At 55.1% G+C, this 13,706-nt stretch carries 13 protein-coding genes; 6 read left to right on the top strand and 7 right to left on the bottom strand.

What is annotated here, in order from left to right; all coding sequences use genetic code 11:
* Nucleotides 1–6: 6 nt before the first annotated feature.
* From WI26_RS24330 to WI26_RS33120, 4 genes are all read right to left on the bottom strand, one after another.
* Nucleotides 7–1,956, bottom strand: a complete 1,950-nt coding sequence (locus WI26_RS24330) for a hypothetical protein (protein WP_236849326.1) — start codon at nt 1,954–1,956, stop codon at nt 7–9.
* Nucleotides 1,957–2,327: 371 nt separating this feature from the next.
* Entirely contained in the window at nt 2,328–3,122 is a 795-nt protein-coding gene (locus tag WI26_RS24325; protein WP_155768814.1) for a TnsA endonuclease N-terminal domain-containing protein, read from the bottom strand.
* Nucleotides 3,119–4,699 (bottom strand): TniQ family protein, encoded by a 1,581-nt coding sequence (locus WI26_RS32410; protein ID WP_155768813.1) that lies wholly within the window; start codon nt 4,697–4,699, stop codon nt 3,119–3,121. Before WI26_RS32410 ends, WI26_RS24325 begins: the two co-directional genes overlap by 4 nt.
* 949 nt (nt 4,700–5,648) lie before the next feature.
* The gene (locus WI26_RS33120; protein ID WP_236849325.1) at nt 5,649–6,932 is read right to left on the bottom strand and encodes a hypothetical protein; all 1,284 of its coding nucleotides are present in this window, start codon (nt 6,930–6,932) and stop codon (nt 5,649–5,651) included.
* Between the two features lie 918 nt (nt 6,933–7,850).
* Between WI26_RS33120 and WI26_RS33465 the strand changes: the two genes are divergently transcribed.
* From WI26_RS33465 to WI26_RS24305, 3 genes are all read left to right on the top strand, one after another.
* Nucleotides 7,851–8,369, top strand: coding sequence for a DUF6471 domain-containing protein (locus WI26_RS33465; RefSeq protein ID WP_069227451.1), 519 nt, complete (start codon nt 7,851–7,853; stop codon nt 8,367–8,369).
* Nucleotides 8,370–8,501: 132 nt separating this feature from the next.
* Nucleotides 8,502–8,720: a BPSL0761 family protein gene (locus WI26_RS33460; protein ID WP_069227450.1), complete on the top strand. Its 219-nt coding sequence runs from the start codon at nt 8,502–8,504 to the stop codon at nt 8,718–8,720.
* 89 nt (nt 8,721–8,809) lie between these two features.
* Nucleotides 8,810–9,148, top strand: a complete 339-nt coding sequence (locus tag WI26_RS24305) for a hypothetical protein (RefSeq protein ID WP_069227449.1) — start codon at nt 8,810–8,812, stop codon at nt 9,146–9,148.
* Between the two features lie 628 nt (nt 9,149–9,776).
* Here WI26_RS24305 and WI26_RS24300 read toward each other — a convergent pair.
* On the bottom strand, nt 9,777–10,076 hold the full coding sequence (locus WI26_RS24300; RefSeq protein ID WP_069227448.1) for an H-NS family nucleoid-associated regulatory protein: 300 nt from the start codon (nt 10,074–10,076) through the stop codon (nt 9,777–9,779).
* A 574-nt stretch (nt 10,077–10,650) separates the two neighbouring features.
* Nucleotides 10,651–11,232 carry a TetR/AcrR family transcriptional regulator gene (locus WI26_RS24295; RefSeq protein ID WP_069227447.1) on the bottom strand — a complete coding sequence of 194 codons (582 nt, stop codon included), beginning with the start codon at nt 11,230–11,232 and terminating at the stop codon, nt 10,651–10,653.
* Between the two features lie 232 nt (nt 11,233–11,464).
* On the opposite strand from WI26_RS24295, the gene WI26_RS24290 reads away from it, so the two are divergent.
* Nucleotides 11,465–12,127 (top strand): DUF3313 domain-containing protein, encoded by a 663-nt coding sequence (locus tag WI26_RS24290; protein WP_069227446.1) that lies wholly within the window; start codon nt 11,465–11,467, stop codon nt 12,125–12,127.
* A gap of 89 nt (nt 12,128–12,216) precedes the next feature.
* Nucleotides 12,217–12,435 (top strand): hypothetical protein, encoded by a 219-nt coding sequence (locus tag WI26_RS24285; RefSeq protein ID WP_069227445.1) that lies wholly within the window; start codon nt 12,217–12,219, stop codon nt 12,433–12,435.
* A 159-nt stretch (nt 12,436–12,594) separates the two neighbouring features.
* Here WI26_RS24285 and WI26_RS24280 read toward each other — a convergent pair whose 3' ends face one another.
* Nucleotides 12,595–13,071: a DUF2059 domain-containing protein gene (locus WI26_RS24280; RefSeq protein WP_069227444.1), complete on the bottom strand. Its 477-nt coding sequence runs from the start codon at nt 13,069–13,071 to the stop codon at nt 12,595–12,597.
* Nucleotides 13,072–13,533: 462 nt separating this feature from the next.
* On the opposite strand from WI26_RS24280, the gene WI26_RS33340 reads away from it, so the two are divergent.
* Nucleotides 13,534–13,704 (top strand): DUF6726 family protein, encoded by a 171-nt coding sequence (locus WI26_RS33340; protein WP_335622148.1) that lies wholly within the window; start codon nt 13,534–13,536, stop codon nt 13,702–13,704.
* The last annotated feature ends 2 nt before the right edge of the window (nt 13,705–13,706 follow it).

Genomic DNA, 13,706 nt, shown 5'->3' with positions numbered 1-13,706 from the left:
ACACCGTCACTTCGTGCTGAGATAGGCCTCTTCTACACGCCGAGCAGCGGCCTCCAACGGGTCGTCCAAATCCTCCACGTTGTCCCATTGTGGTTGATTTGCCGGCGTTGGCTGCTTATCCGACGAGGGGAGGTAGATAGCGCGCTCGATCTCCGCGAATTCGCTGGCCCGAGATGCGCGCCCGTTCTGTTTCGCCTGCGTCTTTGTTATGCCAACAGCGCCGGCGTAGCTATTGCCCCGTCCTCTTTCGTATGAATCGACCTGCTCTTGCTGCGTCACCTTAATTTTGCCTGCTGACCGCGCGCGCCGTGGTTCGAGGTTGGCCTTTTCTTGTAGCATTTCGTCACGATTGGCAAGTTCCAATTTCTTCCAGCCGCCCGAGCCGAACCGACGTTTGTCCTCATCGAGCATCTCGATTTCGAAGACATTCTTATCTGGTCCTCGACAAAGCAGTGTCCACGAATCCTGGACGGTTCGCTTGATTTCGACCTTTAACTGCCGCTTTACTGGCAGCTTCGCATGGTTTGATGCAATCTCGATAAGTTCTGGCGAAGTGTATTGCGCCTTTTCATACTTGATGCGGCCCCTGATGCAAGGCACTTCTTTCCACGGCAAGAAGGTGTCGAACACTTCCGCTGGAGTCCAGGATCTTGCTGCTTTTCCGCGCCGCAACTGTTGGTAGTACTGGTGGATCTCGGCGGGCACTATACCGACCCCTGCGTTGGCCATCTCTTCGGTACGCAGACGCGCCTTGTTTGATGTGAGGTTGAGGTAATTGATTGACTTAAGGAGCAGCCGCTCGAAGTCGTCGATGGTGAGCGGTTCGCGTCGAGATCGTTCTTCACGTTTGAGCTTCTCGAGAATGTCGTTGTCCCGCGTGTAGCCGACATCGGTTTCATCGGCCATGAGACGTATGATGGTCCTGTTTACCCTCTCGCACATTGACTTCAAATCACCTCGTCCGCCAGGCGGGTTGAACATGGTGCCGTCCAATGTATCGACTGCGGACACCCGAACCGTCTTCTTCTTCCCCGGCCCATTGTCGACAAATAGACCGTCGAAGTTGCCGTGCAATAAGCCCGGAAGCGAGGGGAGGCCGAGAGCTTTCACTCGATCGTCCATTGGGAGAAGTGACCAGACGAGGCATCGGAGATAGCCCTCTGAGCGTTCACTCTCGAGCAATATTTCATATCCCCAAATTCCACCTGACAGGCGGGAAACAGCAAGAACAACGCAGACCTCTACCGGTTCCAACTTCCCCTTCACGAGGCCGCCGACCGGTATCTTCGGAACGAAGCCGTCAGCGTCCAGTATTTCAATCGCACCTTGCGTCAAATCGCTTGAATTTCCGGTGCGAGGAACAACGTATTGCGCCGCCGCTTTGCGCCCGTAGCGCTTCTCCATCAAATTATGGGCTGGCTCGATGTATTTAGATAGATGGTAGTAGAGAGCGCCATAGCTCGGCGTCTCGGCGATTCGGCAGTCCGAGTACTCCCGCCCGATCATTAGGCGATGAGTATCAGCCAAAGTACGTTGATTCACGGCCCAATCGTGAGTTGCCGCTTTCGTCATCGTGTCTCTGATTGTGCTATCGACGCGCATAGCACTTCTGACGTAGGTCCGTCCTCGAGCAATTGCGCGTGCCTTATCAAGTTTTTCCAGTGCAGATAGCGGACCGGGTTTGGTCGCGGGTTTCAGTCGGGGCTGGTTGGGGCCACCACGATCCGGTGTTCGCGCAAACAGTGCCTGTTGACCACCCCCATACCACATGAACTTCGTCAATAGCTTGACGAGGTATGCCTTGAAACCTGGGCCACCGTCGACAGCAATCCCGATCTCCTTGATTCGTTCGTTGCGACGTTGAGCGTCGCAAAGGACTAAGTCATTCACGATGTAGTCCGACTCTTGTCCCATGCCCGTCGGGTCAACCATGACCAGCGCATTGATAAGCATCATGCGCCTTGAGATCCCTGCAAGCGAACTGCTGGGTACCTCCGCCGCGGACAATCTCATGTATTCCGGTCGAAACGCGTTGCTCGCCAGAACTACTCTCGATTGCCAATCGTCCGCATCCACGTCCATGGGTTGCGGCATTCTGCTCGCGGGAGGCGGCGCTCCAATTGTGACTCTCTGCGCATATAGTCTTCGTGTGGCGGGGATCCATGCGATTGCAACGTACGCGGTTTTGTCGTCGTCTCCGGAAAGCGTGAACGGCGCGAATCGAAACAGGTCGGCTGGCCAGGGCGCGTGATGAATCTCGCGCAAGCAAGCAATTAACGACTCGTCTCCGACGATTGGGCGAACCGCATTCGGCTCAACAGCGTCAGTCATAGCGCGCACCTCTCAAGATGTAGCGGCTTGTCCACACGCAAGTCTTCACTGTGGTCGATGTAGAGAAACCCGAAGGAGACCGCCGTCGAGAATAGTTCGAACGCGTGATCACAGTTGATGCCCATGTATCTGGCATGCCGGTTCAATATGTCATCGAGTGTTCCGCGTTGGGAGCGCGTTTTGAGCCGAGTCGCAAGGATCGCTGCTTCCTCGTAGTGATTCCATACATCGACGTTTGCGATCCATGTTTTCATGAGCGCATGGTTTCCAAATGCGCGCTTGGTGAACCGATCGCCGCGCAGTAACTCCCAGGTCCAGCCTCGTTCGAGGAACCTGGCGTGCTCACGCTCTTGCCGGTTCCAGTCCTGTTGGGTAAGTTCGTCTCTGGCATCCTTGATGGATATGCCGTGGTAATGCAGCCGGTAATCAGGAGGGAGCACGAGCGTCAAGACGATGTCGTAAGTCATCACGCTGTTGATGGGCATCCTGATGCCGTTACGTTTCGCGCGGTTATAAGCCTCCTGATCGTAGACGGGATATTGGTCACGAATGTCAACTGCGTACGGGTTGAAGTTGAACGCTAACAAAGCACGCATTTCATTGAGTGACAGCGCTTCATGAACTCGGCGCACCTTGACCCCGCCAAAGGAAGCGCGAGTGGCGAGACTGATTTCTGCCGCCTTGCGAAATGGTGAATAATTTGTTCCATGAGGCACACCAAAGGCGTCGCGATGAGGAAGCGTGATGTGTCGAGGTGTTACGAATGGTAGCGGCAGTTCAAGAACCTTCATGACCGTCTCCGTCGTAAATCTGCGCAATGGCGGTTCCACAGCTTTTCAACCTCGTGGTCCGACATGTGATCGAGCTGATCTGCGGACTCAGGTTTACAGCATCGGACTACACCGTTAAGAATGTCGAGTCGCAAAATTCTGCGCGTGCGCATCGCAGGCGTTTCAGAATATTTTTCTAATGCGGCAATGGCTTGAGGGTAACGTTTACACATTCCAGGACGATAGAGGCCACTCAATTTCGATTGCCCATGAACGAGTTTGTTAACCGTGATTCGATACCGTACATTTGCATTTTTCATTTCCATCCAGCGCCTCTCTATATCCTTGGCCATTCTCGAGTCCTGTTCGGGCGGTGCGAATGCTTCGCGTCTCGATGGTACGGCGTTTACACCCAATTCGCGCAGGGCTTTAATGGTTACGCCAGAGGGGCTGCCCATTAAAAGTACTATGTTGCTATGCGATAAGCTTGGGTGTTTGTTTTTGAGTTTAGTGTAAGTTCTGCAAATTTCAGCCGTCAGCGGACGTCGCCTATTCGTATTGTTATTTCCCGTTTTGCCTTTGGATTTCTCGTGACGGCTGCCACGAATCGCCTCATCTTGGTTTGGAAAATACTGTGAAGATCTCACGTATGAATTAATTGCACTCTCTGCGCCATCCCAGCCATCGAATAACGTCGTAAGCATAAAGATGGCATGAATTGGATTGCGCAGAGTGGCTTTCCCTAGTAGCACGCGCAGAATCCTAGCGCTACGGAAAAGTAAGCCGATACTGTTGGAAAGTGAAAAATTTGTCGAAGTATCAAAAAATTTTCCAAATTTATCCCATTTTATTTTATGACCGTCGACTATGCCAAGGGTGATTGCTTGTTGATTTATGAGATCCAATATTTCATACCCCTGGATGTTTTGGCAGAATTTTGGATCCAATAGCTTCGACCAGCCGCGTGCGATATCTAACTCGAATCTCGCGACTGGCTTTGTCGTGATCTGTTTCCGTATGATGAGGTGGGCGCCGCACAGACACTTGCTGTCGGGAGCTGTCAAGCCGTATGAGGCACGATGTCCGTGAACGCACACATCACAGAAATCATAGATTGGTGTGCCATGTTTTGAGCAATAGCGAATATGTGAAAGCAGAAAATCTCGCCTCCAGTAGTTCTGCCCCGTTGGGCTGATATCTTCCTTAAGGCATTCCATGCATATTCCAGGGCTCCATACTTGCCCGAGTCCGCGATTGGCTGTTAGGCCAACGGTGGGCATAATCGACCGAATCGGCTTACCGATGTGATATTCGTGGACGCGCGTTGCGTCTTCCGGGGGTAAGAATCTACAAAATCCGGTTATTAGTGTGTGATAGGACAAAACCTTATCAAGTGTGCCAACGTGATTGCCGCAGATGCGTACATGTTCTGCTATTTGTCCGGAAAGAATCCACGGTGTTCTGCGACTGCCGTAAAGCTTCTCGAGCTGTGATCCAGTTGTGTTGTAGCGATGCCTCGCGAGGTATCCACCGAATGCCTCGCCTTCGCAAATGGACGAGAGCGAAAGGATGCCGTTGTTGAATTTATCGAAACTCATGCTATGAGGATGTCGCGGTGTTGGCGAATTGTCTGGTTAATTGACGGCCAATTTTTATGATCGATTGGTATGCGGCGATGTGTACTCTATATTTCGTAAGGCAGTATTGAGCAGTGCGATCTCTATCGGGTGAGGGTAGAGTGTGGGCTGCTTAATGCAGTTGAGTGCGTGAAAAACAACAGTGCCGCGTGCAATCAGTTCATTGAGTCGGCGATCATCAAACCCGTGTGAATAGTGCGATGCGAAATCCTGTGCCAACTCGATAGTTCTGACTTGGCCGCTTTCTTCTATGTATCCACGTGCGTAAAGTGTCGACATCATTTCTTTGACAGAATGTAGAGCAATTGATGTTTCGATGAGGCGAAAGAGTGTTGTGCTCAGCTCCTCGCTATTGTGCTTCTTGGCGGGTGTTTCAGTCGTGTAAGTCAGTATTTCCAATTCGCAGCGTGCGTTTGCGGAGCTATATCGACATCCATGCAGTGGACAGCGGCTCTGTAATGGAATGCAATGAAATGATAGCGAGCAACGGCGTCCCGTCTCCGAAATTGACAGTCGGTTGCATTCCCGACATTGAATGCCAAACCTATTTGCGGATCGGTTCGTCATAGGGAGATTGAGGCCACCGGATATTTTTCGTAGACCATAAATCACTTTGTTGGCTAAGCACGTGGCCTGTGGTTCAGTCATGCAACTCAGATACAAGGGGAATATGGTCCGCTGCATCAATACTTGATATGAGTTTCCATAGAAATCATCGGTTAACCTGCAGAATCGCGAAAGAGTACAGGGAGCGATCTGAACTTGTAGCGAATTACTGTGTTGTGCTTCAGAAACGAGGCGGACGATTGTTTTATCCATCGTCGTGAATGCGAGTGTGCAGAGGAGGCTTAACGGAGTCTCGTATTTTGCGGCCGGATAGAAGGTTCTAAACATGGAAATTTCTGGCTGCTCACTGGAGTTCGGGCATTAGGTGTGTCGGGGCCAGCTCCGCAAAGGAGAGCCAATCGCCATGTCGGATGATGCTGGTTTTGCGAAATGTCCCGCCTTTGCGAAGAATCCTCAGGGCATCGATATGTGGAAGATCTAGTGCGAGGGCTTGTTTCCCGTGTGTCATGAGGACATCCGAACTGAACTCCTTGAGATCGAACGCGAGAAGCTGTTGCGAAATCGCGACCAATGCCTTGGAAAGCAAACTTGGATACCCGAGTGTCAGCGCATGGCCTGCCGCAGGAAACCATGCTGGCATCGTGTCAATCCCGATTGTTCCGAGGGTTGCGGCGAAGAGTGCTTGGCAAACCGCAATCCAGTGTCGGTCAGTCGCGCTGTATGCGGGTTTGATTTCGCGGGCGCCGGTTGGCGTCAGGTCACCGATTGCTCCAGGTAGCTTCGAGAGAGAAGCCGCAGCAGCGCCAGGTGTCGGAAGACAGAGTACGGGAATGCCGGTCGTGCGCGTAAATTGCGCAAGAGCGTTCCATGTCACGTCTGCCGCTGCGCTACGGACATTCTCCATATTGATTTTCTCGACAAGAAGCAGGCCTAGATGCGATGCGACGCCAAGCGCACACATGGCGGGAACGGCTTCGCGATCCCGAAATAGGGGGCTGTGCGTCGCCTTCGCGTATTCAGTTTGGAAGGCCGAGTCAAATGCACCGACGAAGCCTTGGACGAAGCTGCCCAGTTTTCCGTCAATCGGCCACTGCATTCGCAACGTGCGAAGCTGAAGATATTCGGCGTATCCTTCAGCCGCCGGGACGCGCGTTACAACCGGACCTCGACCAATGGTCGCTTCCAGTGCGCCGGCAAATGATCTGCGTCCCATACGCACGGGCACTGCAAGGATATTTCCTCTGGGCCTCGCTCGCGGTGCGATGCCGAACAACGACGGGAATTCATGCCCGTATGAATTTCGTCGGCGATGTAAAAAGATGTTGGCATTCGACGTGTAAGTTCGATAGTCGGGCTTGCGCAAATCCCGGTCCTTGTACGAAGTCCGAACCTGAGCAACGACGTCCATAAGTACGCGTGCGTAAGCCGCGTTGGTGACAAACGTCCCCGCCGCTTGGTGGAGTAGGAATTCCTGGTTCGACAATCCGGTTCTATCAAAGTCCGCGGCTCTCACTTCCTCAGTTAATGCCATCGCTTCCCTGAGACTTGGTACGGTCGGCACGCTATCGAGGAGCGGATTGTCGGCGTCGCGGAGGTCCTCGGCGCCAGTTGTAAGCATGCGACTCAAGCGGCACCTCCTTGCGAGCTTCGCACGTGCGAGCGAGCACAAGAACATGCGGGCAGATCGTTGAGTGAAGTGCCACTTCCGCCGGCGATAGGAAAGCGACTGGCTCGGGGATAGTCAGGTGTATCGACGAACTCAGAAACAGCGAACGTGGTTGCGCCCCCACGCAGGTCTGTCTGGTGGCTTGGGGCGAAGGTTGCACTTAGCGCGGACGAACAGTGTGCGGAACGCCTTTCCGCGTCGCCGACGCGCGAAATGCGGATACGCGGCTGGGAATGCCGGTGGCAGGAGAGCCGGGCAGGCATATTTGCCATAGATCGAATTCGTATGGGCGTGCGTTGACATCGCGCCCCTATCTATGGCATCCTACGCGCGCGTGATTAGTGCGTAGGTGGGCCTTTTCGGGGGCGCACCGGATGAATGCCCGGAGCTGCAACTCTGGGCATTTTTCTTTGCGAGAAAAATTTGGATCGTCAGTAAATCGTAAGGCTATATTCCTCTATCCGCATATCGCTCCGGATGCACTTTCTGCAGCCTTCAATTCCTGTTTGACAAAAAAGTGCATAACCATATACTATATAGAACCGGACCCCGAAAGATCGGGAACGGCGATACTGCCATACCACTGATGTGGCCGTCAAGCACTCGTGCGCTTGTCGGCCTTTTTGCGCTTGCGCTGGTATGTCGCCATTCTGTGCCGATGCGTCTGTCACTATGGGGGTGTGTGCTAGTCTCACCGGCAATCTTGATCCCGAATTGTGTTTTCTTCTGATTGATTGACGGGCTTGCCCCTGATCTCGCAACATGACGTTATGCGGTCGCCGAGCGGACGGGCGGCCGACGGGACCATTTCCCAGTGCTCAAAACGAGGCTTTCGTCACAGTTTAATTTAGCCGGAAACATTTAAATTTCAAGGGTTCAGTGGGCGAGACGAATGTGTCCTGGTCAGGATTGGCTTCCCGTGTAATCCGGGTCGTGCTAGCCCGAGAAGATTGCAGCTACGGAGAACTAATCGAAGCCCTCGCTGCGATCGATGTTCACGAAGACGAGCGCCCGCTAATCGCGCGTGTCGCGCGCGGCTCTGTCAAGTTCACTTTGCTCCTTCAGATCATTCACGCAACAGGGGCACATCCTCCTGCCTTGTGGGCCGAGGCACTTGCATCGCAAGATACCTGGGAGGCCCGTGCGCAGGCCGTTCTAGCGGCTGAGCTAGCGCAGCAACCGTGGATTACCCCAACCGAATTGCTGCACCGACTTGCGGTTGTAGGCGCGAGCACCACGGTAAAGACGATGATCTCGCATCTGTCGGCTGGAGACTTCTCGCTCACGTTCTTTCTCCAGTGTATGGCCGTTCTCAGAAGCCAAAGCATGGACGCCTATGTTGATTCTCGCGCCCTCGTTTCGGCTGCGATGCAGGGTGTCCCCCCTACATCGGAGTAGTGGTCTCCCGCCGAAGTCGCCTTGCCAATAACGGGTCAGCGGCTAGAATGAAACCGTATATTGGTAACGGTTTTGGATTTCGGCTCAATCGAGTCCGGCGATTGAGCGGAGTCGCCTAGGGGGGGCAGAGCAATGACGACGCCGAGCGAGCGTACGGCCGCGGTGCTTAGGACGCGGGCGTTTCTCATGCAGCTGTCGAGGCCGTCGGCCGACGCCGTACCTCGAGACGTAGTCTTGGCCGCTCAAAACCTGCTACGCCACTATCCGTCGTTGGCCGACATCGAATTGACGTGCGCCATGTATCCGGGGTGCTGGGAAATGCCGTTGACACGCGCGAAGCCCCACCGGTGAAGAGGCTGCGTGCGCCCGGGCTCTTCGCCCAACCAGATTGCTCAACTGGACTTCGCGCGCTGAAAGCTCCATCAGCACGGGAGATTGTGATGCCAATCTGGAGACTGCCGTCCGCGGACGAAGCGCCTGATGTCACGCTTTCGAGCTGGCGTATCTTCGAGATCGACGCTGGTACGCGGCATTTCGTCGGCGCCGATACACTCGATTTCTCAGGCCGCGTCAGTTCAGCGATCACTGTTTTCGATCGAGTCACCTTGCGTGGTCAGACTCAGTCGGGCCGCGTGTATCAACTGGTCGGCCGAGATGGCTGGTCACTCGATGCGGAGTACGTGTGGAAACGGTGGTGCGCGCTGAACGACGTGAAGTCGTACTCTGACGTCACCTTGCAGCTACTCGTTGGCGCTGACGGTGAAGGCCACGCGAGGTAGCGAGCAAGCCACAACGAGTTGACCGACCGTCACGGACTGCAGCGGCTGAAGATGACCTGGACGGATTCCCAAACATTGCTGACCCGGGTGTTTCAGTGTGATCCGCAGAGATGGACTTACAGCCCAACCACCTCGGCGAATCTGGTCGGCCACCGACAACGATTGGGAACGGAGTTGCTTGTCGACGTAGGAAACGTGCCGGACCTCCCGAATCGTTCAGACTGTCCGGCACTTGGCGATTAGTTATACAACTTAACGAGCTGTACTAAACCGTTTTGCAGTCGGCGAACGCCGAAATCGTTGCCAACTGTTTGACTGAAGACGAAGCCGCCAAACTGAACGCCTCCCAAGCACGACTCCTAGCGTCATTTGCGTGCCGTTGACCTCAATCGGTACCTTCGGGTGAGGTTTCCATTGGCGTCAACAGCAAACAGCTCGTCGAAGTGCGCCCGCATTAAGCCTTCGGCGTTCGGTGTTGGTACCGAACGTACCATAAGGTATTGAACGCTCGCCTGCTGCGCCTGGCTGACCGACCCGCTGGCCGAGAACGCCTCGGATGCTGTCTGGCTCGGTGTTGGCTGAGCCGGCAGGCATCAGCGCTTCGCGTCCCAACTTGATCACAGTGAGATTACTCCTGACTCAAAAACCGATTGCGGTTCTTCGCGTCCTTGATCCATGCCGGCGCGCGGCCGCGGCCCGACCAAGTCGCGCCGGTCTTCGGATCGCGATACTTGGCTTCTACTGGGGCTTTCACTTGCTTAGCCGAGCGGCTGCGCCGTGCGCCAAAGATGTCCTTCGCGGTAATGCCATACTCAGCCACTTTGGCCCGGATATCGTCAACGGCCGCTTGGAACTCCGCTACGCGGGCGATTTCCGCTTTTTCAGCCAGCGCATCCATTTGGGCTTTCAACTCTTTGTAAGTTGCCATTCGTTTATCTCCCATATTTGAAATGCATGTACGCATGATACAGATTTGTTCGCAGGAGGTGCGAGATAAAGCTGGTCTATTCGAACTCGTAGAGGAGATCCGGATTTCGGGCATGGAGCCGTTCTTTCGAATCCGGCTGATAAAACAGAGTTTACTTAGGTATACTTGTCGATAGCAATGCTGCGACAGTCTCTTTTCCGATCCCGTCGATCAAGTTTGCCCCTGTGGCGGACAGGCCGCATGGACGAAACTGCTAGACAGTCTTCGTGAAAGGGGGGGCTCATTCGAGCGAAACCCTAGAGGAGCCGACACCGACCGTCGTGGTACGCGTTGCGCGCTTCGGCAAGAGGGGGATCGTCGTCACTTCCGAGATGAAGGCGCAGTTGCGCAAGCGTGCTAAGCATCGGCGCGAAGTGCATTTCCAGAGTTTCTGGAGTGGACGGCTCGAGCAGTAATCGGATAACGGATCGCTAGGTCCGTTTTTCCTTTTCTCGAATTGGATTTTGTCGGGGATCGGCCTCCGAGAGGCGAATCACCGGGCGGGCACTTCTAGCGCACAAACACGACGACCTCCTTAGCTAGGTTTGCGTTTGACGGTCTTGGCTTGCCAGTTCTCCTCGTTCAGAAGGCGCGCGAATAGTCGATTGCGCATGGCACCTGTTAGCGGTGTCAGGCCAAGCAGCACGTTGAACGCAATGCCGCTCGCTGCGAAGTAACGCAGTAGCGACAGCTCGAAATCATCGGACTCTTTGTCCATGATTTTTAGCTTGTCGGCGTCTGCGTTGTCTCGGCCCTCTAGCAGGTCCGGGCTTTCGATGATTGCCGCCAATACCGCGCGTGCGACCGAGTTCGGTTGATTGATGGCTTCCCGAAAAATCGCGATCTGGGCCGCGAGCGTTGGCTCGGCCTTCGACGCCCCCTCCTTCGCTAGGTAGTCGCGCCCGAACTGTTCGAATTGCTGTTGCTGAAATTCAAGCAGAGCCTGGAGCACGCCCTGCTTGGTACGGAACTGGTGCAGCAACCCTCCCTTACTGATGCCGCTTTCACGCGAGAGTGCGTCGAACGTTAAGCCGCCGACACCTTCGCGTGTGAGGATGCTGAGGGCTGCATCGATGGCTTTCTTGCGCGAAATTTCCGAGCGGGTCTGGTTGTCCATTTTGTCGTCGTGATAGCGGCGCGCTTGCGCGCGGTGATAGGGCGATAGGGTGAGGCGAGCTTGAGAGTGCGCTCAGCCGCAAGCCAGGCATTGTACCTTGGCGATTACTTTTCACAAAACAAACCGGGTAGACGGTTTACATGCGATGAGGGCAGTGTTACGCTTGCCTCGCGTCAACCCCCTTCGCAATTTCACTTCTGGTGCCGGCCGAGCGCCTTCCACGGAATCCAACATGCTCACATCCAAATTTGGTTCTTTCATTTTTTCCGGCGTCACGGTGCTGACGTTGACTGCATGCGCCGGTGTACAACCCGTTGCCTATTCGGGCATTGCCTCCTCGCGACAGCTGACAGAGAACCGCGACGGTGATGCCGCAAAGGTGCCGTACCGATATGCGGCACGAGTGGACTGGTCGCAATACCGGCAGGTGATCGTGGATCCCGTCGTCGTATATTCCGGCCAGGACAATCAATTCGGGGACCTGAAGGGCGAGGACAAGACCGCGCTTGCCGAGTACATGGGGAAGGTGTTCGTCGACAAACTCGGAAAGCGCTTTCAGATCGTGCCGAAGCCGTCCTCTGCGACACTGCGCGTTCGGCTTACGCTGACTGGCGCAGAGAAGACCAAGGCGGTCGTGGGGCAAGCCATGCATTTCGATATCGCCGGCAATCTTTATAACGGCGTGCAGGCAATTCGGGGGGGCAAGGGGGCATTCAGCGGTTCGGTTTCGTACGCTGTAGAAGTCTACGACAGCACAAGCGGTCAACTGCTGGCTGCATATGTGACAAAGCAATATCCGAACGCCATGAACCTGCCGGCTGCATTTGGGTCGCTCAGTGCGGCCCGCACGGGCATCGACAAGGGCGCAGACGCGCTCGTTGCCCAACTCCGGTGACGACAATGATGCCTCGCCTGCGGCGAAGCGGTGGGGCGGGGTCGAGACGTCCGGGATGAATTGACCGAAATTGACGAGGAGCCGGGAGCATGCGCGACATCGCCTATCTCATTCTTACCACGCCACCACCGCTCACGGTTTCGATCGTGTTCGTTGTCGCCTATGTGGCGATCGGGATTCCTGCTCAAGTGATCCGGGGCGCGCTTGCACGGGACATTTTCGGTACGATGGCCGGTGTCTTCGCGTCGCTCTTCTATCTGACCCTCGTGCTGGGCTTCCAGACGGACATCCAGGACCTCTCTCGATGATCTCGCGTGAGACCGCGTCGACGGCAGGCGACGCAGTGAGCTCGCCAAAGTCGCATTGATCGTTCGGTTGTCGCATAGCAAAGAGCGTCGACGGAGACGCGCGCCGTCCAGCGGGCATCGATGCCCGCTCATAACACGAGCGTGGTGCAACGCGCCTCCTCAGTTTTCATTGACCCGAGGTTGAATTCTTGAGATGGCTCTGTCCATCTCCGGCATGATTATGGTTCGACCTTTGCTAAGCCATGCCTGTCCAGCAGAACTCGTATAGAAATCGGTGACGCTATGGAGTTCGCCTACTGTGAAATTCCTCGCGCAGCTATCCGTCAACTGCTTGAGTACCGGATCTCTAAGATCGTTGACGGAGTCTTCGACCATCTCGCGATAGGTGCTGGCGTCCAACGATCCGGTCGACCCGCGCCTGAGACGGGAAGTGTCATACGATTTTCTGACTAGATCGCGGATGCGCTGGTCCATATCGTCTTCGATCCCTGATGACCCGAGCGCTTGACGGCAGAGGTCACGCTTTTCGCCGAATCGTTTCAGATCGTCGAGCCCGAGGAGCTGAGCGTGTACCGTCGAAATGAAACCGATCAATGCTATGCACGACGCGATCGGGATGAGGCGTGGGATTTTCATCTGGACCCCATCCTAGAAGCCGTTCGTTAGGTAAGGAACGTCGGTTGAAAATACCTTTACGATGATGAGGATGCTCCCGAGCGATACAACAAGTGGAGCTGCAAGCAACAGCACCGTGCTGAGTGAAAGTCCGTGGCGCGGGGTGGCAGTGGTTGGGTGGCGCATGGTCGCAATTCGATGAATGAGAGAAGAGAGTGCGGTCCGCTGTGGCTTGCTTAATGGATACCGTCATGTGAACCGCCGGTTAATGCTGAGACAACGGCGCATCGGCACGCGACGCGTCCGTTACGCCGTCGGGCGGTCGATCGAGCAGTGCAGGACGTCGCGTGTACGGGTTCGGCATGCGAGTCATACTAACATACAAACCGTCTAGACGGTTTGTATGTTAGTATGACTCTAAGCTAGGCCCTGGAAGTCGGGTCTATTCGGAAGATGTGTCGATCGCTACCAGGAGGGTTTTATATGAAGTGGTTCGTCCGGGCCGTTTGTGTTGCCAGCTGTATCGCGCTTGGTGGATGCGGCCTCGCGGCAGCGCCGTGTCGTATCGCGTCAGCAGGTATAAAGATTGTGCCGGTCGTCGGGCATGTGGCCGCTGCGCCGACGGACGCGTGCGCGACAGTAATCGACCCGTGAAG

Origin of the sequence: Burkholderia diffusa, from assembly GCF_001718315.1 — a bacterium.
Taxonomy (GTDB): domain Bacteria; phylum Pseudomonadota; class Gammaproteobacteria; order Burkholderiales; family Burkholderiaceae; genus Burkholderia; species Burkholderia diffusa_B.
This window is presented reverse-complemented; position numbering and strand designations above follow the sequence as displayed.

What these genes read in the sequence shown, in the direction of transcription:
- WI26_RS24330 (WP_236849326.1), bottom strand. Translation starts at nt 1,956, where the DNA reads ATGATGCTTATCAATGCGCTGGTCATGGTTGACCCGACGGGCATGGGA.
- WI26_RS24325 (WP_155768814.1), bottom strand. Translation starts at nt 3,122, where the DNA reads ATGAAGGTTCTTGAACTGCCGCTACCATTCGTAACACCTCGACACATC.
- WI26_RS32410 (WP_155768813.1), bottom strand. Translation starts at nt 4,699, where the DNA reads ATGAGTTTCGATAAATTCAACAACGGCATCCTTTCGCTCTCGTCCATT.
- WI26_RS33460 (WP_069227450.1), top strand. Translation starts at nt 8,502, where the DNA reads ATGACGACGCCGAGCGAGCGTACGGCCGCGGTGCTTAGGACGCGGGCG.
- WI26_RS24305 (WP_069227449.1), top strand. Translation starts at nt 8,810, where the DNA reads ATGCCAATCTGGAGACTGCCGTCCGCGGACGAAGCGCCTGATGTCACG.
- WI26_RS24300 (WP_069227448.1), bottom strand. Translation starts at nt 10,076, where the DNA reads ATGGCAACTTACAAAGAGTTGAAAGCCCAAATGGATGCGCTGGCTGAA.
- WI26_RS24295 (WP_069227447.1), bottom strand. Translation starts at nt 11,232, where the DNA reads ATGGACAACCAGACCCGCTCGGAAATTTCGCGCAAGAAAGCCATCGAT.
- WI26_RS24290 (WP_069227446.1), top strand. Translation starts at nt 11,465, where the DNA reads ATGCTCACATCCAAATTTGGTTCTTTCATTTTTTCCGGCGTCACGGTG.
- WI26_RS24285 (WP_069227445.1), top strand. Translation starts at nt 12,217, where the DNA reads ATGCGCGACATCGCCTATCTCATTCTTACCACGCCACCACCGCTCACG.
- WI26_RS24280 (WP_069227444.1), bottom strand. Translation starts at nt 13,071, where the DNA reads ATGAAAATCCCACGCCTCATCCCGATCGCGTCGTGCATAGCATTGATC.
- WI26_RS33340 (WP_335622148.1), top strand. Translation starts at nt 13,534, where the DNA reads ATGAAGTGGTTCGTCCGGGCCGTTTGTGTTGCCAGCTGTATCGCGCTT.